General features: G+C 70.1%; 17 protein-coding genes and 2 tRNA genes. 5 read left to right on the top strand and 14 right to left on the bottom strand.

The window, feature by feature from the left end; all coding sequences use genetic code 11:
- Window positions 1–82 precede the first annotated feature (82 nt).
- Window positions 83–4,540 (top strand): cation-translocating P-type ATPase, encoded by a 4,458-nt coding sequence (locus IF22_RS0113725; RefSeq protein ID WP_030331896.1) that lies wholly within the window; start codon window positions 83–85, stop codon window positions 4,538–4,540.
- A gap of 61 nt (window positions 4,541–4,601) precedes the next feature.
- On the top strand, window positions 4,602–5,402 hold the full coding sequence (locus IF22_RS0113720; RefSeq protein ID WP_030331894.1) for an MBL fold metallo-hydrolase: 801 nt from the start codon (window positions 4,602–4,604) through the stop codon (window positions 5,400–5,402).
- 78 nt (window positions 5,403–5,480) lie between these two features.
- On the opposite strand, the gene IF22_RS0113715 is transcribed toward IF22_RS0113720, so the two are convergent.
- From IF22_RS0113715 to gyrB, 8 genes are all read right to left on the bottom strand, one after another.
- A complete protein-coding gene (locus IF22_RS0113715; RefSeq protein WP_156057547.1) occupies window positions 5,481–5,807 on the bottom strand; it encodes a zinc finger domain-containing protein in 327 nt (108 codons plus the stop codon).
- Between the two features lie 134 nt (window positions 5,808–5,941).
- Window positions 5,942–6,226 carry a hypothetical protein gene (locus IF22_RS0113710; RefSeq protein ID WP_156057544.1) on the bottom strand — a complete coding sequence of 95 codons (285 nt, stop codon included), beginning with the start codon at window positions 6,224–6,226 and terminating at the stop codon, window positions 5,942–5,944.
- A gap of 422 nt (window positions 6,227–6,648) precedes the next feature.
- Window positions 6,649–6,724 (bottom strand) — tRNA-Ala (locus tag IF22_RS0113700).
- 41 nt (window positions 6,725–6,765) lie between these two features.
- Entirely contained in the window at window positions 6,766–6,894 is a 129-nt protein-coding gene (locus tag IF22_RS35640) for a DLW-39 family protein (RefSeq protein WP_209444550.1), read from the bottom strand.
- A gap of 42 nt (window positions 6,895–6,936) precedes the next feature.
- A tRNA-Ile gene (locus IF22_RS0113690) sits at window positions 6,937–7,010 on the bottom strand.
- Between the two features lie 154 nt (window positions 7,011–7,164).
- Entirely contained in the window at window positions 7,165–8,082 is a 918-nt protein-coding gene (locus IF22_RS0113685; RefSeq protein ID WP_030331889.1) for a DUF3566 domain-containing protein, read from the bottom strand.
- 4 nt (window positions 8,083–8,086) lie between these two features.
- Window positions 8,087–11,869 carry an intein-containing DNA gyrase subunit A gene (gene gyrA / locus IF22_RS0113680; RefSeq protein ID WP_156057541.1) on the bottom strand — a complete coding sequence of 1,261 codons (3,783 nt, stop codon included), beginning with the start codon at window positions 11,867–11,869 and terminating at the stop codon, window positions 8,087–8,089.
- A gap of 130 nt (window positions 11,870–11,999) precedes the next feature.
- Window positions 12,000–13,946, bottom strand: coding sequence for a DNA topoisomerase (ATP-hydrolyzing) subunit B (gene gyrB, locus IF22_RS0113675; protein WP_030331885.1), 1,947 nt, complete (start codon window positions 13,944–13,946; stop codon window positions 12,000–12,002).
- 521 nt (window positions 13,947–14,467) lie between these two features.
- Between gyrB and IF22_RS0113670 the strand changes: the two genes are divergently transcribed.
- Complete coding sequence (locus IF22_RS0113670) at window positions 14,468–15,022, top strand: hypothetical protein (protein ID WP_030331882.1); 555 nt, start codon at window positions 14,468–14,470, stop codon at window positions 15,020–15,022.
- Here the strand turns inward: IF22_RS0113670 and IF22_RS0113665 are convergent.
- The gene (locus IF22_RS0113665) at window positions 15,007–15,495 is read right to left on the bottom strand and encodes a MarR family winged helix-turn-helix transcriptional regulator (RefSeq protein WP_030331880.1); all 489 of its coding nucleotides are present in this window, start codon (window positions 15,493–15,495) and stop codon (window positions 15,007–15,009) included. The genes IF22_RS0113670 and IF22_RS0113665 overlap by 16 nt on opposite strands.
- A 128-nt stretch (window positions 15,496–15,623) precedes the next feature.
- Here IF22_RS0113665 and IF22_RS0113660 point away from each other — a divergent pair, with 128 nt between their 5' ends.
- Window positions 15,624–15,851, top strand: coding sequence for a hypothetical protein (locus IF22_RS0113660; protein WP_030331879.1), 228 nt, complete (start codon window positions 15,624–15,626; stop codon window positions 15,849–15,851).
- A 9-nt stretch (window positions 15,852–15,860) separates the two neighbouring features.
- Here IF22_RS0113660 and IF22_RS0113655 read toward each other — a convergent pair whose 3' ends face one another.
- The 5 genes from IF22_RS0113655 to dnaA form a co-directional block, all read right to left on the bottom strand.
- Window positions 15,861–16,472 (bottom strand): DciA family protein, encoded by a 612-nt coding sequence (locus IF22_RS0113655; RefSeq protein WP_030331877.1) that lies wholly within the window; start codon window positions 16,470–16,472, stop codon window positions 15,861–15,863.
- Window positions 16,462–17,595, bottom strand: a complete 1,134-nt coding sequence (recF, locus tag IF22_RS0113650) for a DNA replication/repair protein RecF (RefSeq protein ID WP_030331876.1) — start codon at window positions 17,593–17,595, stop codon at window positions 16,462–16,464. The genes IF22_RS0113655 and recF overlap by 11 nt, the downstream gene beginning before the upstream one ends.
- Window positions 17,596–17,611: 16 nt before the next feature.
- The gene (gnd, locus tag IF22_RS0113645; RefSeq protein WP_030331875.1) at window positions 17,612–18,484 is read right to left on the bottom strand and encodes a phosphogluconate dehydrogenase (NAD(+)-dependent, decarboxylating); all 873 of its coding nucleotides are present in this window, start codon (window positions 18,482–18,484) and stop codon (window positions 17,612–17,614) included.
- Window positions 18,485–18,524: 40 nt separating this feature from the next.
- Window positions 18,525–19,658, bottom strand: a complete 1,134-nt coding sequence (dnaN, locus tag IF22_RS0113640; protein ID WP_030331874.1) for a DNA polymerase III subunit beta — start codon at window positions 19,656–19,658, stop codon at window positions 18,525–18,527.
- A 776-nt stretch (window positions 19,659–20,434) separates the two neighbouring features.
- Window positions 20,435–22,264: a chromosomal replication initiator protein DnaA gene (dnaA, locus tag IF22_RS0113635; protein WP_030331873.1), complete on the bottom strand. Its 1,830-nt coding sequence runs from the start codon at window positions 22,262–22,264 to the stop codon at window positions 20,435–20,437.
- 629 nt (window positions 22,265–22,893) lie between these two features.
- On the opposite strand from dnaA, the gene rpmH reads away from it, so the two are divergent.
- Window positions 22,894–23,031, top strand: a complete 138-nt coding sequence (rpmH, locus tag IF22_RS0113630) for a 50S ribosomal protein L34 (protein WP_007453904.1) — start codon at window positions 22,894–22,896, stop codon at window positions 23,029–23,031.
- The last annotated feature ends 12 nt before the right edge of the window (window positions 23,032–23,043 follow it).

Below are 23,043 nucleotides of genomic sequence, written 5' to 3'. Positions count from 1 at the left end.
CGCGGTGGGAGGACGACATGGCCAAGGTCAGGACCAGCGGCAACAGGGAGCCGGGCTGGCGTCCGTCCAGCCGTACGCCTCGATGACGGCGGCGGGTCGCGCTGCCGGCCGCATCCTGCCGTCCTTCGGCGTGCCGCACCTGATCGGCGAGGCGTCCCGGACCGTCGGGTCGGCCGCGACCCGGCTGGCCCGGTCGGTCGGGCTCAGCCGGCGTCGGGTCTGGTCACGCCCCGGTCGGCACCACATCGAGGTACACGGCGTTTGCCAGGAGGGCGGCGACCAGCTCGCCCGGCAGGTCGAGGGTGCGCTGGAGCGGATGCCCGGGGTGGCCTGGGCCAGGGTGAACGCTCCATCCGGGCGGGTGGTGGTGGCCGTGCAGGCCCCCGAACCGGATCTCGACGACCTCATCGCCACCATCAGCCGGGTCGAACGGACCTGCGATCACGAGCCCGATCCGGAGATCCCACCCCCGCACCCGCCCGAGGAGGGCCCCCACAACCCGCGCACCCTCGGCGCGCTCGCCTCGGACGCGCTGGGTCTGACCCTCTGGGCGGCCACCCGGATCCTGCCGTTCGCGCCGCTGCCCGGTGAGGTGGCCGGCGTGCTGGCGGCGGTCGACCTGCAACCGAAGCTGCACGCGTTCCTCGGCAGGACACTGCGCTCCGACCCGCGCGCGGAGGTCCTCTTCCCGCTGGCCGAGGCCGTGGTGCAGGGTCTCACCGGCCGCTGGACCGGCATCGTCCTCGACGGCGCCCAACGGCTCGTGGAGTGGGGTGAGGACCGGGCCCAGTTCTCCGCCTGGGAAAACGCGGAACCCCGACTGACCGGGGACCCCGAGCGTGCCGTCGCCCGGTGGCCGATAGCCGACCGTCCCCGACCCAAGCCGCACGGCCCGGTCGAGCGGTACATCAACCGGATGCTCGCCGCCGGCGCGGCGGCCGGCGCGGCGGCGGTGCCCTTCGCCGGGCGCAAGCGGGCCGCCGCGCTGGGCCTGTCGGCGCTGCCGAAGGCGCCCGGCAGTGGACGTGAGGGGTACGCCGCCCAGCTCGGCCGGATGCTGGCGCGGCGCGGGGTGATCGCGATGGACCGCAGTGTGCTGCGGGAGTTGGACCGGATCGACACGCTCGTGCTCGACGCCGCGGTGCTCGGCTCGGACCGGGGCGTACTCGCCGACCTGGCGCCGGCGTCCGACGCGGACGTCGACGAGGTGGCCGAGCGGGCCTTCGCGTTGTTCGACCCGGACGATCCGGCCGCTTCCCGTGCGGCGGACGGCTGGCGGCTCGGACCGTTGGACCAGATGCCCGCGAACCACCTGGACGCCATCGCGGACGCGGTCCGGCTGCGCTCGGCCGGCGGCCAACTGCTCGGCCTCGCCCACGGCGACCGGCTCGCCGCGCTCCTGCGGGTCGAGCCGGAACCCGCACCCGGTGTCGACGGGCTGCCGGCCGCCGCGCGGCGGGCCGGCCTGCGGCTGATCGTTGCCGGTGGCGACGAGCAGCGGTACGGCTTCGCCGACGCGATGCTGCCCGGCGGGGACCAGTTGGTCGAGTCGGTCCGCAGACTACAGCGCGACGGCGCGATGGTGATGCTCGTCTCCGCCGACCGCAAGGCGCTCGGCGCGTCCGACTGCGGTCTCGGGTTCGCCGCGCCGGAGGAGCTGCCCCCGTGGGGCGCACACCTGCTGGTCGGTGCCGACCTGCGGGTGGTGGCCCTGGTGATCGAGGCGACCGGGGTGGCTCGGCGTACCGCCCAGCAGAACATTCGGCTGGCCATGGCCGGCACCGGTCTCGGGGCGCTGGGCGCGTTCACGGCCCCGCCGACCGAACTGCCCGGCCGGTCGCTCGTCGCGGTGAACGGCGCGGCCGGGTTGGCCTTCGCGAACGGGGTCTGGCAGGCCCGCCGGTTGCACGACCAGTCGGACACCCCGGCACCGGTGACGACCGCCTGGCACCTGATGCCCGTCGGTACGGTGCTCGACCACCTGCGCTCCACGCCGGACGGCCTGACCAGCGCGGAAGCGCAGCGCCGACGCCACAGCTCGGGCGCCGACGGCGGTGCCGAACCCGGAAGTGGTGGGCTGCTGCGCGCCTTCCTGGACGAGCTGTCCAACCCACTCACCCCGGTGCTGGCCGCCGGGGCGGTGCTCTCCGCGTCGTTCGGTTCACTTGTCGACGCCGCGCTGGTGAGCAGCGTGGTCGGTGGGTCCGCCCTGATCGGGGCGGTGCACGAACGCAACACCGAGAGGTCACTGGCGGAGCTGCTGTCGCGGTCGGCGGTGACCGCACGGGTCCGCCGGGACGGCGCCGATCAGGTGCTCGCCGCCGAGGACCTGGTCCTCGGGGACGTCATCGCCCTCGAACCGGGAGACTCGGTGCCCGCCGACTGCCGGGTGCTCGAGTCGGTGGGCCTGGAGGCCGACGAGTCGTCGCTGACCGGTGAGTCGCTGCCGGTCGCCAAGTCCAACCGGCCGGTGGTCGCCGCCGCCGTCGCCGACCGGCACTCGATGCTCTACGAGGGCACCACGGTCGCCGCCGGGCACGGCACCGCAGTGGTGGTGGCGACCGGCAACGACACCGAGGCCGGGCGCAGCCTCGCGTTGGTGCGGCAGGCACCCCCGACCAGTGGGGTGGAGGCTCGGCTCGGCTCGTTGACCAGCACCGCCATCCCGCTGGCGGCCGGTTCCGCGATAGCGGTGGCCGGCGCGGGCCTGCTTCGGGGCGTACCCCTGGCCGAAACGGCGGCGACCGCCGCGAACCTCGCCGTGGCGTCGGTGCCGGAGGGGTTGCCGTTCCTGGTCAGCGCGGCGCAGCTGGCCGCGGCCCGGCGGCTGGCCGAGCACGGCGCGTTGGTCCGCAACCCGCGCACCATCGAGGCGTTGGGCCGGGTGGACGTGCTCTGCTTCGACAAGACCGGCACCCTCACCGAGGGCCAGTTGCTGCTCGCCGGAGTCGGCGACGGCGTCGGTGACCGGTACGCGCCGGTGGACCGGTTGGACGACCGGCTCCGGATGACGTTGGCCGCGGCGCTGCGGGCCACCCCCGCCGCGAAGAATCCGGAGGAGTTGGCGTTGCAGACCGACCGGGCGGTCCGGCGGGGCGCCGGGGAGGCTGGCGTGGTGGAGCAGACCGGTGCCGCCGGCTGGCACGCTGCCGGGGGCCTGCCGTTCGAGCCGTCCCGCGGCTACCACGCGAGCATCGGACGGACCGACGGTCACCTGCTGTTGAGCGTCAAGGGTGCTCCGGAGACGGTGCTGCCCCGCTGCTCGTCCCGACGCACCGACGGCCGTCAGGAGCCGATGGACGACGCCGGCCGCGCCGAGTTGGAACGGATGCTCGCCGACCGGGCCGGTGCCGGAAACCGGATCCTGGCCGTCGCCGAGTGCCCGGTGAACGACTCGACGGTCACCGACTCCGACGTTCGAGGGCTCACCTTCGTGGGTTTCCTGGCCCTCGCCGACGGTGTGCGGGAGAGCGCCGCCCCGGCGGTACGCCGGATCCGGCAGGCTGGCGTGCACACCATCATGATCACCGGCGATCATCCGGCCACCGCCGAGGCGATCGCCGCCACCATCAGCGATCACGACGAACAGCGGGTGGTCACCGCCGGTGAACTCGACCAACTGGACGACGACGCGCTCGCGGAACGGTTGACCAACACCGACGTGGTGGCCCGCTGCACCCCTGCCCACAAGGTGCGGATCATCCAAGCGTTGCAGAAGTGCGGGCGGACAGTGGCGATGACCGGTGACGGCGCCAACGACGCCCCGGCGATCCGGCTGGCCGACGTCGGCATCGCCCTCGGCCAACGGGGCACCCCGGCCGCCCGCGCCGCGGCCGACCTGGTGGTCACCGACGACCGGTTGGAAACCATCATCGCGACCCTGATCGAAGGGCGGGCGATGTGGTCGTCGGTGCGGCACGCGCTGAGCATCCTGGTCGGCGGCAACCTCGGCGAGATCGCCTTCAGTGTGCTCAGCGCCGCGGCGACCGGCCGTTCCGCGCTCACCGGGCGACAACTGCTGCTGGTCAACCTGCTCACCGACCTGGCGCCGGCGCTGGCCATCGCGGTCCGGCCACCCGCGTCGGACCGCGCCGACGCGCTGCTGCGGGAGGGCCCGGACAGGGCGCTCGGCGAGAGCCTCACCAGGGAGATCGGGCTGCGGGCGACGGCCACCACGCTGGGCGCGACAGCGGGTTGGACGTTGGCCCGCTACACCGGACGCCGCCAACGGGCGGGCACCGTCGCCCTGGTCTCCCTGGTCGGCACCCAACTCGGGCAGACCATCCTGGCCGGCGGCACCAGCCCGGCCGTGCTGGCCTCCACCGTGGCATCACTGGGCGTGCTGGTCGTGGTGGTGCAGACGCCGGGGGTGAGCCAGTTCTTCGGCTGCACCCCGCTCGGGCCGGTCGGCTGGACCATCGGAGCCGGGTCGGCGCTCGGTGCCACCTTCGCCAACGGCGCACTCACGAAGCTGATGGAGCACGTGCCCCAGGCCCGACCCGACACCGCCTCGACTGACAACAGCGACTCGACGCACTGAGCGTCGGCACGCCGCATGCCGCCGGCTCACCGGGGTACCGGAGCCGGAGGAGGTGGACACCGTGGCAGAGCAACCGCAGGTGACGCTCATCGGTACCGCCACGACGGTGCTACGGATCGGCGGATTCACCCTGCTGACCGACCCGAACTTTCTGCACCGGGGCCAGCGGGCGTACCTGGGCAAGGGGTTGTGGTCGCGCCGACGCACGGACCCGGCACTGCGGATCGCCCAGCTTCCCGAACTGGACGCGGTGGTCCTCTCCCATCTGCACGGCGACCACTTCGACCGGGTGGCCCGTCGGGAACTGGACCGGGAGCTGCCTATCGTCACCACCCCCGCCGCGGAACGCAAGCTGCGCCGCTGGGGATTCCAGGCCGCACAGGGCCTGCCGACGTGGTCGTCCCGGGAACTGCACCGCGACGGTACGACAGTGCGCCTCACCTCAATGCCCGGACAACACGGCCCGGGCGTGCTCGACCTGCTGATGCCCGACGTGATGGGCACGATGATCGACGTGGAGCGCTCCGGGCGGCGGGAATTCCGGCTCTACGTCACCGGCGACACCCTCAACCGGCCGCTGCTCACCGCGATCCCCGAACGCTACCCGGACATCGACGCGATGCTGATCCACCTCGGCGGCACGAAGGTCGCCGGGATCCTGCTCACCATGGACGCCCGCCAGGGTGCGGACCTGGTGGAGCTGGTCCGTCCGCGGCTGACCGTGCCAATCCATTACGACGACTATCCGGTCTTCCGCTCCCCGCTGGCGCATTTCGTCGAGGAGGCCCGCCGTCGTGGCTGGGCAGGGCAGGTGCGCACCATCGCGCGCGGCGAAACCATCTCACTCACCCAGCCCGCCTGACCGCGCCGCCGATCCCGCCCGTGCGAATCACCCAACGAGTCACGTCACGGAGACAGCTCCGCGTCGTCGGAAGAGTGGTCACCGGATCGGCGCAGGCAGTGGGATTTCACCGCTGATCGCCTTCTCGGCCAGCTCGACGCGCGCCGGATGGAGTGCGTCCTCGCTCAACGGGTGGGCCGGCACGTTGATGCAGCGCTGGCCTGACCTGGCGCTGCAGACGGGGCACTGCAGGAAGAAGCCACTGGACGGCACCAGTTCGACCCCCTGGGCCAGAGCGGATCTGCCGATCTTGACGATCGCCTGGTACAGGTCGTCGTCCTGGTGCCGGGTAGCGGCGGCGGCGACCTCCCGCATCCCTTCCCAGAACTGTTCGACAGCATTCGGCTCGTCGATGTCTATCCGCATGAGCGCGGATCCCCTGCGAACAGGGGGCTAAACCCACGGCGTGGCGCGTCGCCCGGGTCCATCCATTCCGGATTGGATCGACCGACTTGCCTTGACCTCAACCAGACGAACCGGGTAGCGCCGGGGTGTTCCGACTATCCGATGCCCCTGCCAAACAGCGCCACCACGGTCGGATTGTGCGTGCTGAGGCCGATCCGATGCGCCCAACGTCCGAGGCCGACCAGTCCGATCTCGCGGGCCTCTTGTTCGGTGACGGCCGCGACGACCGCGCTCAGGGTGGTCGCATGATCGCCTATTCTCGATATGGCGATCGGGTTCACACGTGAGTCATTCGTGGCGCCGTCGTCCTCACACCAAGCGGGCGACACGCCGGCATACTCCACTGTCATGACCCACGTCGGGGTGGCAGGTGATTCCATGAATGCCCCTTACAGCTTCGGCCCAGCAGCGATCTGTGTCGCGGATGCGTGTCGGGTCAGAATGTGGGTTGGCCTGGTCCCGGAGGGCTCGGTCGGCGACCTCTTCGCGCAGTGACCAGTGCTCGATCGGCTGGGCGACCTCACTGTAGAACTGGAGGTCTTCGAAGCCGTAGGTCGCCACATCGCACCTGCACGACGTGCGGCACGCGTTCGCCACGTTCCTGCTCGACCAGGCCGAGGAGCTGCGGAGGTGATGGAGGTGTTTGGGCACTCCACGATCCGGATGAAGGCCGACACCTACGGCCACGTTCTGCCGGCGCGGGCTCGTCAGGCTGCCTCGGCCATTGACCGAATTCTCGGCCAGGAGGGGATGGCGTAACCGGCTTGGCTGCACTCCGACCGAGATCAACCGGGGAAGGTGCTGGTGGAGCCCAGGGGACTCGAACCCCTAACCCCTGCCTTGCAAAGGCAGTGCTCTGCCAGTTGAGCTAGGGCCCCGTGGTGGCCACCGCGACGATCACTCGTCGCCGGGCCGGACGTCAGCGCAGGTCGGGCGCGGTGGTCGCCTCGTGCCACAGGGCACGCTCATCGTTCGACGCCTTGATCTTGTTGAACACGACGGCGGCCACACCGACGACGCCAGCCAGAATCAGCAGCTTCTTGAACATGGGGCGACCCCTCGCGCTCGACTACCGTCGGACGACTTGCGGTGGGGCTAGATGGAATCGAACCATCGACCTCAGAGTTATCAGCTCTGCGCTCTAACCGACTGAGCTATAGCCCCGCGTTGCGACGAGCAAGATTAACCCATCCGCTCTGCCGGCCCCAAATCGGGGTCCGAGCCTGCGAGCCGGGGCCCGTCGTCGCCTGCAAAAACCTACCTGAGTACGGGACGCCGGAGCGACCGCATTCCGCGATGCTCCGGCGTCCCGGTTGGCTCAGTCCCGCTCGGCGAGGGTCAGCTCGATCCCACCGACCAGGTCGGCGCAGACGTTGTAGACGAACGCGCCGAGCGTGGCCAGCGCGGTGAACAGCACCACGTTGACCAGGCCGATCAGCGCCGAGCTGAGAATCACGCCCTTGGCGGTGATCTGGAAGCCGCTGGTGCTCTGCCCACCACCGGCGTTGACCAGGTCGCTCAGGCTCTCGTTGACGCTCTGGAACACACCCATCGCGTCCAGCGCCAGGTAGAGCACCGAGGTGGCGACCACCACGACGATGAAGAGCACCACCGACACCGCGAATGCGAACTTCATCACGGACCACGGGTCGATCCGCTTCAGGTTCAGCCGGGCCCGGCGCGGCCCGCGGGAGGCGGCCGAGCTGACCGACGTACGCGCCGCGCGCACCGCGTCACCGACGCGGGCGGCCCCCACGGCGGACGGGTTGCCGATCCCCGGCGGCAGGCCACCGCCGCTGGCCGGACGGCCGGCAGTGGCAGTGCCACGCGCCGCCTCCGGCTGCGGCTGGGTCATGCCGGGGGTGATCCGCGGCTGGGTGCCGGTGGACCCGGCCGACGTCGCCTGGCCGGGCCGGACACCGATCGGCTGGGTGGTCGTCGGACGGGTCGAGGGTGTCGCCGCCGGACCCGGAGGGTTGGCGGCGGCCGACGTCGGCGCCTCGGCGCTGGGCGTCGCCTCGGTCTTGTCACCCGCCCCGTCGTCCTCGCCCGGCTGCTCCGGCGGGGGCGTCATACCTGGAGCCCTGGTGAACTTCGGGGCAGGCGCATCGGCGGGGACCGTCGCCCGGCCTACGGCCGCGCGGCCGGTCGCTGGTGTGCCGCCCTTGGCGGCCTCCTCGTCGACCGGGTTGGCCGAGGTCCCCGTGTTCCCCGACTTCGCCTGTGTCTCCGTCATTCAACTAGTCCTGTTCGTCAGGCTCGTCGGCATTGCGAGCAATCGCCACGATAGTCACGCCGTCCGGGAGGTCCATCAGCTTGACCCCCATTGTGTTCCGGTCACGCGTACGGCGTACAGGCTTCACCGGAGTCCGAATGACACCACCATTGCTGGTGATCGCGAACAGCTCGTCGTCCGGATCGATCACCACCGCGCCAACCAGACCACCGCGCCGTTCGGTGATCTTCGCAGTCAACACGCCCTTACCTCCCCGGCCCTGCACCGGGTATTCCTCGATCGGGGTGCGCTTGGCATATCCCCCGTTCGTGGCCACCAGAACGTCCAAACCTTCCCGCACGACCTCCATGGCCAGCAGGACGTCGTCGTCCGTGAAGCGCATGCCGATCACGCCCGAGGTGGCCCGGCCCATCGGCCGCAGCGCCTCGTCGGAGGCGTTGAACCGGATCGCCTGTGCCTTCTTCGAGACCAGCAGCAGGTCGTTCTCCGGGGCAACCAGCGCAGCACCGACCAGCTCGTCCTCATCGCGAAGGTTGATCGCGATGATGCCGCCGGAACGGTTGGAGTCGAACTCCTCGAGCCGCGTCTTCTTCACCAGGCCGTTCTTCGTGGCCAGTACCAGATAGGGGGCTACCTGGTAGTTCGGGATCTCAATGATCTGCGCGATCTGCTCGTCGGGCAGGAAGGCGAGCAGATTGGCCACGTGTTGGCCCTTGGCTACCCTACTGGCCTCCGGCAACTCGTACGCCTTGGCCCGGTAGACCCGGCCCTTGTTCGTGAAGAACAAGATCCAGTCGTGGGTCGAGCAGACGAAGAAGTGGCTGACGATGTCGTCCTGCCGCAGCGTGGCGCCGCTGACGCCCTTACCGCCGCGTCGCTGCGAGCGGTACAGATCGACCTTGGTCCGCTTGGCGTACCCGGTGCGGGTGATCGTGACGACCACGTCCTCGCGGGCGATGAGGTCCTCCATCGAGACCTCGCCGTCGAACGGGATGATCTGCGTCCGGCGGTCGTCGCCCCACTTGGCGACGATCTCGCCCAGCTCCTCCGAGACGATCTTTCGCTGCCGCTCCGGCTTGGCGAGGATGTCCTTGAGGTCGGCGATCTCCAGCTCGAGCTTGGCCAGGTCGTCCACGATTCGCTGCCGCTCCAACGCGGCGAGCCGGCGCAGCTGCATGTCCAGGATCGCGGTTGCCTGGATCTCGTCGATCTCCAGCAGCCGGATCAGGCCCTGCCGCGCGTCGTCCACGGTCGGCGAACGCCGGATCAGGGCGATCACCTCGTCCAGCGCGTCCAGCGCCTTGCCCAGACCGCGCAGGATGTGCGCCCGCTCCTCGGCCTTACGCAGCCGGAACGCGGTCCGCCGGCGGATCACGTCGATCTGGTGCTCGACGTAGTAGCGGATGAACTGCGCCAGGTTGAGCGTGCGCGGCACCCCGTCGACCAGGGCCAGCATGTTCGCGCCGAAGGTCTCCTGGAGCTGGGTGTGCTTGTAGAGGTTGTTCAGCACGACCTTCGCGACGGCGTCGCGCTTGAGCACCAGCACGATCCGCATGCCGGTACGACCGGAGGACTCGTCGCGGATGTCGGCGATCCCGGCGAGCTTGCCCTCCTTGATCAGCTCGGCGATCCGCTCGGCGAGGTTGTCCGGGTTGACCTGGTAGGGCAGCTCGCTGACGACCAGGCAGGGGCGACCCCGCTTGTCCTCCTCGACCTCCACCACGGCGCGCATCCGGATCGAGCCGCGACCGGTGCGGTACGCGTCCTGGATCGCTGTGGTGCCGACGATCAGGCCGTAGGTCGGGAAGTCCGGGCCCTTGACGATGCCGAGCAGGGCTTCGAGGGTGGTCTCCTCGTCCTCGTCCGGGTGCTCCAGGCACCACTGCACCGCCGCGCCGATCTCCCGCAGGTTGTGCGGCGGAATCTTGGTGGCCATGCCGACCGCGATGCCCTCGGAGCCGTTCACCAGGAGGTTGGGGATCCGCGACGGCAGGATGGTGGGCTCCTTGGCCCGGCCGTCGTAGTTGTCCTGCAGGTCGACGGTGTCCTCGTCGATGTCCCGCAGCATCTCCATCGCGAGCGGGTCGAGCTTGCACTCGGTGTTGTGGCTGACGAACCCGTCCGAGACGAACGAGTGGTCGTCGGTGTCGACTCGGACGCTGTAGACCGGCTGCACACCGGCGTCAGTGATCTGCGCCACCTCGGCGTAGTAGAACCGGCCGTCGACCAACGGCTCGACCACGTCGAGCACCTCGGAGTTGGTGATCCGGGCCGCGATCTCGTCCCGGTCCCGCTCCCACCGTTCGACGCGGTCCACGTTGTGCCGGCGCAGCCAGTCCTGCTCCGTCCAGCGCGTCGCGCCGTGCTCACGGATGAAGTCGCCGACCAGCGGCACGTGGTCGCTGGAGAGCGCCGTGCTGCTCGCCGGCACCTGGGCCAGCTCGGCCTCCAGCTTGGCCTGCTTACGGCCGAGGAAGCCGACGTGCGCGGCGAAGATCCGCGCGTCGCGCCGGTTGGTCACCACGACCTTGATCTCGCCACTGTCGTAGCGGGTCTGCCGGCTGACCACGCCGAACTCCAGCAGCAACTGCTGGACCTCGGCCGCCAATCGCTGGCTGCGAGTCGAGTACGAGATCTGCATGGTGTTGCGCGGCAGCAGCGACGACGAGCCGTCGCCCTCGAACAGCGCCTGGAGGAACGCCCGCTTGACCGCTGCCGGCCCCTGCCAGACGAACTCGGGAACGAACTTCGCGGCGCTGCGCGCGCCCATCATGTCGCCCAGAAGGCTCTCGCGCAGCGCGGTGAGGTCCTGCACATCGAGTTCGTGCAGGGTGCTGCCGGAGGCGATGACCCGCTCACTCACGTAGCGGGGGCCGCCGACGGCCAGGTCGTAGGCCGCGAGAACACGGACGAAGAACTCCCGGTCCACGTTGTTGAACCCGGCGCGGCTCGGGGAGACCCAGCCCTCACTGACGAAGGCGCCGGCGAGGACGGCGGCCTCGACGTGCTCCAGCATCGGGTAGCCGATCTCGTCCGGCACGCTGCGCTGGAGGACAACGCGGTCGCCGGGGGAGATCTCGGCGAGCAGCTTCCACAGCAGGGTCGGCACGCCGGCCACGTCCACCAGGCAGAGCACCGGGTGGTTGTGGGTGCCGGTCAGCTCGTACCCCTCGCGGGTGCGGAGCCGCAGCGTCGGGTGCTCGCCGGAATGGAAGAACTTGCTGGCGCGAACCAGGTCGCCGTTGCGGTCGCGGACCTTGAGGTCGATGTCGGTCTCGCTGGACGGCGCCGCATCGGCCACCACGTCCGCGATCCGCACGCTACCGTCAGCGGTGCGAATCCGGACATCCCCGGTGAGGCAGTAGCGCATCGCGGCGGCGGGATCGTTACCGGGTGAGCCGAAGTTGCCGTTGCCGTCGACCAGCGGGTAGCGCAGCGACCAGGGCTGCGCCATCCGGACCAGCGCGTCGTAGATCGCGGAGTCGCCGTGCGGGTGGAACTGACCCATCACGTCACCGACGACGCGGGAGCACTTCACGTAGCCGCGGTCCGGACGGTAGCCGGAGTCGAACATCGCGTAGAGGATCTTGCGGTGGACCGGCTTGAGGCCGTCCCGGACGTCCGGCAGCGCGCGACCGACGATGACGCTCATCGCGTAGTCGAGGTAGGAGCGCTGCATCTCCACCTCGAGCCCGACCGGTTCGATCCGGTCGTGCGCGACCACCGCGGCGATGGCCTCGGCGGGAACCTCGGGCTCGTTCGGTGTGGACTCGGGAGAATCGGTCACTGTATACCCTTATCAGACTCAGAGTCGTTTTCGTGCTGTGGATAACCGCTGTGGATACCGGCCAAGCTGTGGATAACTCTGTGGACCGCCGGATCGGCCGGGCAGGGCCCGGCCGATCCGGCGCAGTCCGTCAGATATCCAGGAACCGCACGTCCTTGGCGTTGCGCTGAATGAACGACCGGCGCGCCTCGACGTCCTCACCCATCAGCACACTGAACAACTCGTCGGCGGTCGCCGCGTCGTCGAGAGTGACCTGACGCAGGGTACGCGTCGCCGGGTTCATGGTGGTTTCCCACAGCTCGGGATAGTTCATCTCGCCGAGGCCCTTGAAGCGCTGGATGTCGTCCGGCTTGGCGTTCGGCTTCTTCTGCTGGCGCAGCAGGATCAGGCCGTCCCGCTCGCGGTCGGAGTAGGCGTACTGGGCGTCGTCGCCCTTCTTGTTCCACTTGATCTTGTAGAGCGGCGGGGCGGCCAGGTAGACGTGCCCCATCTCGACCAGCGGACGCATGAAGCGGAACAGCAGGGTGAGCAGCAGCGTCTGGATGTGCTGGCCGTCGACGTCCGCGTCGGCCATCAGCACCACCTTGTGGTACCGCAGCTTCTCCATGTCGAAGTCGTCGTGGATGCCGGTGCCCAGCGCGGTGATCAGCGCCTGGACCTCGTTGTTCTTCAGCACCCGGTCGATCCGGGCCTTCTCCACGTTGAGGATCTTGCCGCGGATCGGCAGGATCGCCTGGGTCCGTGGGTCGCGACCCTGCTTGGCCGAGCCGCCGGCCGAGTCACCCTCGACGATGAACACCTCGGACTCGCGGGGGTCGGTCGACTGGCAGTCCGCCAGCTTGCCCGGCATCGAGCCGGACTCCAGCAGCGACTTGCGCCGGGCCAGCTTGCGTGCCTGCTGCGCGGCGATCCGGGCCCGGGCCGCCTGGGAGGCCTTCGTGATGATCATCTTGGCCTCGGCCGGGTTGCGGTCGAACCAGTCGACCAGCCGGTCGTTGCAGACCCGCTGCACGAAGCTCTTCACCGGGGTGTTGCCCAGCTTGGTCTTGGTCTGGCCCTCGAACTGCGGGTTGGCCAGCTTGACCGAGATGATCGCCGCGAGCCCTTCGCGGATGTCCTCGCCGGAGAGCTTCTCGTCGCCCTTGAGCAGCTTCTTGTCGGTGCCGTACCGGTTGACCACGCTGGTCAGCGCGGACCGGAAGCCCTCCTCGTGCGTGCCGCCCTCGTGGGTGTTGATGGTGTTGGCGAAGGTGTAGACCGACTCGCCGTACGACTCGTTCCACTGCATGGCGATCTCAAGTGACATGCCCTCCTCTTCGGCCTCGAACTCGACCACGGTCTTGTGGATCGGGCTCTTCGAGGCGTTGAGGTGCCGGACGAAGTCCGCGATGCCGCCCTCGTAGAAGAAGGTGACCTCGCGCTGGCGGCCGTCCTCCTCCTCGGCCACCCGCTCGTCGAGCAGGTGGATGCGGAGGGCCCGGTTGAGGAAGGCCATCTCCTGCAGCCGCCGGTAGATGGTCTGGAAGTCGAAGTCGACTGTCTCGAAGACGTCGGGGTCGGGCCAGAAGGAGACCGCCGAGCCGGTGCGGTCGGTGGCCTCGCCCTTGTCCAGTGGGCTGGGCTTGGAGTTGGTGTACTGCTGCCGCCAGACGAAACCGGACTTGTGGATCTCCACGGCCATTCGGGTGGAGAGAGCGTTCACCACGGAGACACCGACGCCGTGCAGACCACCGGAGACCGCGTACGCCTTGCCGTCGAACTTGCCGCCGGCGTGCAGCACGGTCAGCGCGACCTCGACACCCGGCTTCTTGAGCTTCGGGTGAAGGTCGACCGGGAAACCACGGCCGTTGTCGGTGACCCGGACGCCGCCGTCGGCGAGCAGCACCACGTCGATGGTGTCGCAGTATCCGGCCAGCGCCTCGTCGACAGCGTTGTCGACAACCTCCCAGACGAGGTGGTGCAGACCGCGTTCGCCGGTGGACCCGATGTACATACCGGGCCGCTTGCGAACGGCCTCCAGCCCCTCGAGAACGGTGATCGACTCTGCGCCGTACTCCTGCTTGTCCTGCGCTGCCACCCTCGGCCACTTTCTCGCGTCAGCCGCGCCGGTAGGGGCGCGTCGGGCGCGGGTTCGGCGGACAGGACGCGACGTCGGCGCGCGGACCGGCGCCGGAGACCTCCGGACAGCGGGTCGAACGCGCCGGTCGCCGCGGTTGCCCGCGGATCGCGATCGGCTCGACCCGACGTGGAGAATGAACCTGGGCCACCGGCCCCGTCCCACTCCCGCACCGGGTCTTCGTCTCACTGTCAATCCTACTGTGCGCGGAGGACAGAACCACCACTCGGCACCCTCAGCGAGGCGGCTGAGAAGTCCATAGCCGGCAGAACCCCGTCGCCCACGACTCCCCCCACACGCCAGGCCCGCTTCGCACGCGCCGCCCCGGAACGGGTTGACCCGCGGTCGGGCGGGTCGGGGGTCGCGGCCGAACCGTCAGTGCCGTACGTTTGCGGCGCCCCGGAACCAGCCTTGATCTTTACCGGTTGGAACCGGGACGATCGACCCGATCGACCCGACACGTGCTCTTTAAGAGGTGACAGATGGGGCTGGACAACGTCGCGGTGCACTGGCCGCGGACCGGCCGCTTCTACGATCCGGTGGCGCCGGCCGAGTTCGTCGACTTCGGCGAGATCGTCGACCTACCGCGCATCTCCGCGCCGACCGCGGCGCTGGCCGAGCTCATCGCGAAGACCGGCACCATCCGGGCGACCGCGTACACCGAGTTGGTGGATCTCCTGCTCGGCCTCGAAGGTGTGTTGTACGCCACAGACGCCGCCGCCGAGGACGAGGACCCGGTGATCGACCCGGACGGCTGCTCCTGGATCGCGAGCGGCATCGAACGGTTCGTGGCCGCGCACCGCCCGACCGGCGAGGCGGTCACCTTCGAGTCGGTGAGCACCGTGCTGCGTGCTCTGCTCGGCGACGGCCGGTTGGCCGAACAGCAGCTGCGCTGGCTGGAGAGTCGGCTCGACGCGCTGCGCGACGAGCGCGGCGATCCGCCGCAGTGGAACTTCACCTGCGCCGAGCTGGGCGTGCTGGCGGCGTTCTACCGGCGCTGCGCCGAGCGCGGGTTCGCCGTCTACGCCGACGCCTGAGCCGCCGCGTCCGTCTCCGGGCCGGCCGGCCGGTTGGCGGCTGAGATCAGCTGTGTGAGCACCGCGTGCAGGTGTTGCAGGTCCTCGACGGGCAGCCCGAGCCGCTGCACGATCGCGGCCGGGATCAGTTCGGCCTGACTCCGCAGCGCGGCGCCGCTGGCGGTGAGGGTGACGGCGAGGCTGCGCTCGTCGCTCGGGTCGCGTTCCCGGCGCAGGTAGCCGCCCGCCTCAAGGCGCTTGAGCAGGGGTGACAGCGTGCCCGGGTCGAGCTGGAGCAGGCGGCTGAGGTCGCGGCCGGACAACGGCGCGTGCTGCCAGAGGGCCAACATCACCAGGTACTGCGGGTGGGTCAACCCCATCGGTTCCAGCAGCGGCCGGTAGACGGCCACCACGCTGCGCGCGGCGACCGAGAGGGCGAAGCACACCTGCTGCTCCAGGGCCAGCGGGTCGACGCCGTCCGGTCGTTCGCTCATCGGTTGCCCTCCCTCCGCACGATGACTATCGTACCGATAATTGGTGCACCAATCATTCGTACCCCAACGGTCTGCTCGTGCGGCGGGCCTGGCCCGGCGGGACGACGTGACCCGGAAAGAGGCGGCAGATGAGCGAGGACGGCGCGGTCACCAGGGCCCCGGGCGAGGGCGGCCGACTGATGCGGTGGGCCTTCCGGCACCTCGCCGGCCCCGCCGAAGGGGTGCAGGGCGCGGTGCAGGGCGGTTCGGCCGAGGCCCGCGAAGCGTGGAAACGCGACCTGGCCGAGCGCAAGCGCCACACCCGGGAGCAGCGGGAGCGCAAGCGGGCAGCCCGCGAGGCGGACCGGCGCGGCTGAGCCGGCGGCTCAGCCGTAGGTGTCGCGGGGGCCCCGGCCGCGCACCCGGCGTGGGCCCTTCCCCCAGGAGGGCGCGGCCGGCCCGTGGATGTGCAGCTTGCGCACCACGTTGTGACCGACCTCGCTGGCGATCTGCTTGAGCAGCGAGCCGGCCAGCAGCCGCAGCTGGGTGGCCCAGGCGGTCGAGCGCGCCTCCACGGTCAGCTCGCCGTTCTCCAACTTCACCGGGCGGCTGTTCTGCGCCACCTCAGCGCCGACGACCCGCTCCCAGGCGCCGAACACGGTGGCCTCGGCCGCCGGCTGTTGCCAGCCGCGCGCCTTGACCAGCCGGTTCAGCACCGCGCCGAGCGGCTGCGGATCGCGCGGGTCGGGGCCCGGGCCGGAGTAGCCACGCAACCGCCGGCCCGAGCCGCCGGCGGCGTCGCCACCGCCGGGCGCACGCCGGGCGCGGGCCGCCGCCTGCCGCCGGGACAGCGCCGCGTCGAGCACCGCCCGGGCCAGCTCCGGCCCGCTGGCGGCCGCCGCCGGCTCACCGCCCGCCGACTCCGCAGCGACCTTCGGAGTACGCGCAGCCGCGGCGTCGCCTGCCGCCGACCGCTCGGTGCCTGGCTTATCCGACACGGCGTACCGTCCCTTCGCCGACCTGGTAACGGGTGCCGCGCAGGGCGGCCGGCACGTCATCGTCCACCGCGCAGGTCACCAGCAGCTGACTCGCCCCGCCGACCAGCTCCGCCAACCGCTCCCGGCGGCCGGTGTCCAACTCCGCGAAGACGTCGTCGAGCACCAGCACCGGCTCGATGCCGTCGGAGCGCAACAGGTCGTACCCGGCCAGCCGCAGCGCGAGCGCGAACGACCACGACTCGCCGTGGCTGGCGTACCCCTTGGCGGGCAGCGGGCCGAGACTCAACGCCAACTCGTCACGGTGCGGACCGACCAGGGTGGTGCCCCGCTCAATCTCGGCGGAACGGGACGCGGCCAGGGCCGCCGTCAGCGCCTCTGCCAACGCGGCCCGATCGGTGGTCGACTCGGCCAGCTCGATCGACGGCCGGTAGGTGATGCTCGCCGCCCCCCGACCGGCGGCCACCGCGTCGTACGCCTTGGCCACGTGCGGGCTGAGCGCGGCCACCAGCTCCAGCCGGCCGGCGAGCAGCTCCGCGCCGTGCTGGGCCAGGTGGGCGTCCCAGACCGCCAGGGTGCCGAGGTCACCGCCCCGGGACCCACCAGTCTTGCGGGCCAGGTACGCGGTACGCAGCAGGGCGTTGCGTTGCTTGACGACCCGCTCGTAGTCGGCCCGCACACCCGCGTACCGGGGCTGGCGGTTGACCAGCAGGTCGTCCAGGTAGCGGCGACGCTCGGCCGGGTCGCCCCGGACCAGCTCCAGGTCTTCGGGGGCGAAGAGCACCAACCGCAGCGCCCCCAGCACGTCCCGGGCCCGTCGCGCCGGTGAGCGACCCAGCCGGGCTCGGTTGGCCTTGCCGGGCACGATCTCCAGCTCGACCAGAAGCTCGCGGCCGTCGTGCACCACAGCGCAGCGGATCACCGCGGACGATGCGCCCATCCGGACCAGCGGCGCGTCGGTGGCGACCCGGTGTGAGTCCAGGGTCGCCACGTAGCCCAGCGCCTCGACGAGGTTGGTCTTACCGACACCGTTGGCGCCGATCAGGACGTTCGCCCCCGGCTGGAGGTCGACGGCCACCCGCTCGTACGAGCGGAAGTCGACCAGTTCCAGCCGGTGAACGTACACAGGTTGTGGACGCCGCTCAGCGCTTGTGCACGGCGTGGCCACCGAACTGCTGACGCAGCGCGGAGACGGCCTTCATGGCGGGCGAGTCGTCCTGCCGTGAGGCGAACCTGGCGAACAGCGAAGCCGTGATGACGTTCAGCGGCACCGCCAACCGGACCGCCTCGTCGACCGTCCACCGACCCTCGCCGGTGTCCTCCGTGTAGCCGCTCAGGTCGGCCAGCTCCGGGTCCTCGTCGAGCGCCCGGTCCAGAAGGTCGAGCAGCCAGGAACGGACGACGGTGCCCTCCCGCCAGGACTTGATGACGCCCGGCACGTTGGTCACCAGCTCCGAGGCGGCCATCAGCTCGTAGCCCTCGGCGTAGGCGTGCATCAGGCCGTATTCGATGCCGTTGTGCACCATCTTCGAGTAGTGCCCGGCCCCGACCGGGCCGGCGTGCACGAAACCGAACTCGCCCTCCGGCTTGAGCGCGTTGAAGATCGGCATCAGCCGGTCCACGTGCTCCTGGGAACCGCCGACCATCAGCCCGTAGCCGTTCTGCCGGCCCCAGACGCCGCCGGAGACGCCGACGTCCAGGTAGCCGATGCCCCGCTGGTTGAGCCGCTCGGCGCGGGGGGCGTCGTCGCTGAAGCGCGAGTTGCCGCCGTCGATGATGATGTCGCCCTCGCCGAGCACCTCGGCGAGCTCGTCGATGGTGGCGTCGGTGACACCCGCGGGCACCATGACCCAGACCGCGCGCGGGGACTCGAGCTTCTCCGCCAGGCCGGCGAGGGTCGTAACGTCGCTGATCTGCGCGTTGTGGTCGAAGCCGACCACCTCGTGCCCGGCCGAACGCAACCGCTCCCGCATGTTGCCGCCCATACGGCCGAGTCCTACCAGGCCGAGCTGCATGTGTTTCTACCTCCGTGGATCTGGGTGTTGCTGGGCGCGATCAGCGCGAGACGCGGATCGGCATGATGAGGTACCGGTACCCCGGAATGACCTCGCCATCCTCGCCAGCGGGTGAGATCACCGCGGGCTTGAAGGCGTCGACGAACGAGAGCACGGCCGTCTGAGCGCCCAGGTTTGCCAGACCGTCGATGAGGTACTGCGGGTTGAAGCCGATGGTCAGTGGGTCACCGGTGAAGGTGGCCTCCATCGCCTCGCTCGCCCGCGCCTCCTCGGAACCGCCGGCCTCGACCACCAGACCGTCGGCGCTGAAGCTGAGCAGCACCGGCGTGGTGCGTTCGGCGACCAGCGCGACCCGCTTGACGACCTCGATCAGCGTGCTGACCGAAACTCGGGCCTCGGCGTTGTGCGTGGCCGGGAAGAGCGACCGCACCGGCGGGTAGTTGGCGCCGTCGAGCAGCCGGCTGGTGGTACGACGGGTGCCGCCGGCGAGACCGACCATGCCCTCACCGGCAGCCCCTTGGGCGAGGGCGAGGGTGACCTCGCCGCCCAGCGGGCCGAGGGCCTTGGCGGTGTCGTTCAGCGTGCGGGCCGGCACCAGGGCGTTGATGCTCACCTCGGGGTCGTCCGGCCGCCACTGGATCTCGCGCAGCGCCAACCGGTACCGGTCGGTGGCGAGCATCGACAACGTGTCGCCGGACAGCTCGACGCGGACACCGGTCATCATCGGTAGCGTCTCGTCCCGGCCGGCCGCGATGGCCACCTGGGAAACCGCTGTGGCGAACGCGGCGGCGTCGACAGTGCCGGCGCTCTGCGGCATCTCGGGCAGCGCGGGGTAATCCTCCACCGGCATGGTGGGCAGGGTGAACCGGGCGCTGCCGCAGACCAACTCGAGGTGCGCGCCGACCGCGGCGATGTCGACCGGCTTGGCCGGCAACGCCTTGGTGATCTCGGCGAGCAGGCGGCCGGAGACGAGCGCGGCGCCGTCGGCGTCGCCCTGCACCTCGACGGTCACCTGGCTGGAGACCTCGTAGTCGAACCCGGAGACCCGCAGGTTGCCATCGGTGACGCGGAGCATCACCCCGGCGAGCACCGGTACGGACGGCCGGTTGGGCAGGCTCTTCGCGGTCCACGCCACAGCCTCGGCGAGCGCGTCGCGCTCCACTCGGAACTTCATCAATGCCTCCGCGTCGACGTCAGCGACAACTCTCTCATGCCGACCGCTGCCTACCGTCCCGCCCGACCGTGCGGGTACCCATCGCACCTTAGGGCGCAGGGACATCGGCTGTGCGCCCGACCCCATGGATCGTGTCGATGCTGACGGGCTGATCCGACAGCGTTCGGCCCGATCCACAGAAAGCCCAACGGTGATGATTGGTTTTTGTTCTCTTAGAAGAGATAACTCATCGTCTTCATCGCACCTGTGCAAACTGTGGAAAACCGAGGTCTGCGCAGCTCAGACAGGTTATCGACCGGTGATTTAGCTGTGGAGAACCGGGGGTACAACCGGCTTCTGTGTCCACAGCCCGGCGACGGCGGCCGGTTGTCCACCGTTGTCCACCGGTTGTCCACCGGTAATCCACCGACTTTCTCCCCAAGCCTGTGGATCGCGGGGAAGATCACCATTGCCGTCATCCCCAGAACCTTCAACAGCCCGTACACAGGTTGATGATGACCGGTGGATAACCCGACCGTCGTCCCCAGGCGTCCACAGCCTCGTGCACAGGGTTTCTCCACAGCCTGTGGGTAACTGGCGGAGGACGGACCGTAGTTATCCACCGACGGTGGATAACGAGCTGTGGACAACGAGTGGGGATCGAGGCGGTCACGGCCTTGATCCTGTGGTCTACACCATGTCGAGAGTCCAGCTGACTGACCAAAAAGAACGCCCGACCGGATCTCCGGTCGGGCGTGTCCTCAGGTTGTGCACCGCCGCGACGGCGGTCGTACCCGTCAGCTGTTCTGCTTGATCCGGTTGGTCAGCTCGGCGATCTGGTTGTAGAGCGAGCGGCGCTCGGCCATCTGCTGACGAATCTTGCGGTCGGCGTGCATCACTGTGGTGTGGTCCCGGCCACCGAACGCCTGCCCGATCCGGGGCAGCGACAACTCGGTCAGCTCCCGGCACAGGTACATGGCCACCTGGCGGGCGTTGACCAGGACCCGGGACCTGGACTGGCCCCGCAGGTCCTCCAGGCTCACCCCGAAGTAGTCCGCCGTCGAGGCCATGATCTGGTCGGCGTTGATCTCCGGGCCGGCGCCGTCGGGCATGAAGTCCCGCAGCACCTCCTCGGCCAGCGACAGCTCGACCGTCGACCGGGTCAGGCTGGCGAACGCGGTCACCCGGATCAGCGCGCCCTCCAACTCCCGGATCGAGTTCGACACCCGGGAGGCGATGAACTCCAACACGTCCGGCGGGGCGTACATCCGCTCCTGCGCCGCCTTCTTCTGCAGGATCGCGATCCGGGTCTCCAGATCCGGCGGCTGGATGTCGGCCAGCAGCCCCCACTCGAACCGGGTTCGCATCCGGTCCTCGAGGGTGGCGAGCTGGCGCGGCGACCGGTCCGAGGTGATCACGATCTGCTTGTTGGCGTTGTGCAGCGTGTTGAAGGTGTGGAAGAACTCCTCCTGGGTGCGCTCGCGGTTCTCCAGGAACTGGATGTCGTCGATCAACAGGATGTCGACGTCGCGGTAACGCCGCTGGAACGCGCTGGTCTTGTCGTCCCGGAGCGAGTTGATGAAGTCGTTGGTGAATTCCTCGGTCGAGACGTAGCGGACCGAGCGGGCGTTGCCGAGCGTGGTGGCGTAGTGCCCGATGGCGTGCAGCAGGTGGGTCTTGCCCAGCCCCGAGTGCCCGTAGATGAACAGCGGGTTGTACGCCTTGGCCGGCGACTCCGCCACCGCCACGCTCGCCGCGTGGGCGAACCGGTTGGACGACCCGATGACGAAGGTCTCAAACATGTACTTCGGGTTGAGCCGGTTGCCACCGGTGTCGGCACCGGGCAACCGGCGGTCGTCGCGGCCACCGTTGCGGTGGTCCACAGCGCTGCGACCCGGGCCGCTGTCCGTTCCGCTGTCCCGGGGGAGCGAGCGGATCACGTGCTGGTCGCGTGGCGACGCCGAGTCATCCCGGTAGCGGGGCTCGTAGGGCCGGGTGTCCGGGCCGGGTGGGTCGAGGCGGGCCGCCTGCTCGTCGTAGCCGCGCCGGTCCGGACCCGGCCGGTTCGGCCGGATGGGTTCGGCGAAGGCGGCGCTGAACAACGCCTCCTGCCCGTCCCTGCTGGCCGGGATCAGCCCGGAGCGGTGCCCGTCGACGGTCGGCGCGAGCGGCGGACCCGCCGGCGCGGGCGGCGGACCCGGATCGGGCGTACGCGGCGCGGGTGACTGCTCGGGGATCATCGCGTCGGCGGCCGGCCGAGCGTCCTGGTCGTCGTCGAACGACGCGACCCCCGGGACGTCGAGGTCGAGCTGCCCGACCTCCGGAGCGCTGCGGTAGACGGTGCCAGCCGGTCGGCCGGTGGCGTCCTCGGCCACCCGAACGGTGACCGCGACCTGGATCGGTCGGCCGAGCCGACGGGTGAGCGCCTCGGTGATCGCCGGGCGCAGCCGTGACTCGATCACGTCGCGGGTGAACGCGTCCGGGACGGAGAGCAGCGCGGTGTCCTCGACGATCGCCCGCAGCCGGGTCAGCCGTAGATAGGCACGCTGCTGGGCGGAGATGATCTCGTCGGCGAGTTCGTCGGTCGCCGCTAACCACACCGCGGCAAGGTCGGTCGTACCGGCCACCGTCGTGCCACCCCCTCGCCTCTGCTCCCGGCCGCCGCTGTCTGTCTGCCAGCCGGCCGTCCCGGGCCCGCCGCGTTCGCGGGTGGAACAACACCCACCCGGACGATCGACCGGTGGTCATCCACAAGTTATCCACAGCCTGTGTACCGACCGATTGTGGCCACCGCCGGACGCGGGTGGCACCTGCCCCTGCCTGAACGGGCGTTGAAGCGGGTTCACCGTGCCGAACGATTCACTGCCTTGTCCGGTCTTGCCTGTGCGACGACCGGAGCTTCCGACGCTCACCGCAATCGGGCACGGTAACAGCGTTGTCCCTGCGCCATCAACCGGCGACGCGGCGGCGCCCTTGTCGGCATCAGCGAAAACCGTCCTCCCGCCTCGGGTGCGTCCCGTTGTCCGCTGCTCGGGGTGTTTGACGGCCATTGCCCCCCTGCGTAGGCTGGAACGGCTGCTTTCTCGCCCTCTGCTAGGGTGATGGGTGCTTGCTGTCCGCGGTCGCATCCTCGCACCGCCGAGGTCCCGCCCCGCCGGACAGCACCGATCGTGGGCCACCGTCGCGGTGGCCTGGACCACCACACGACCCCGGCGATCCCGTCGCGCGGGGCGCGTACGAAAACGGAGAGCCTGACGTGAGCAAGCGCACCTACCAGCCGAACAACCGCCGGCGCGCGAAGACCCACGGCTTCCGGCTGCGCATGCGCACCCGTGCCGGCCGTGCCATCCTGTCGAGCCGTCGCGCCAAGGGTCGCACCACCCTGTCGGCCTGAGCCGACCGGGCC

Origin of the sequence: Micromonospora parva (assembly GCF_000718515.1) — a bacterium.
Lineage (GTDB): Bacteria > Actinomycetota > Actinomycetes > Mycobacteriales > Micromonosporaceae > Micromonospora > Micromonospora parva.
This window is presented reverse-complemented; position numbering and strand designations above follow the sequence as displayed.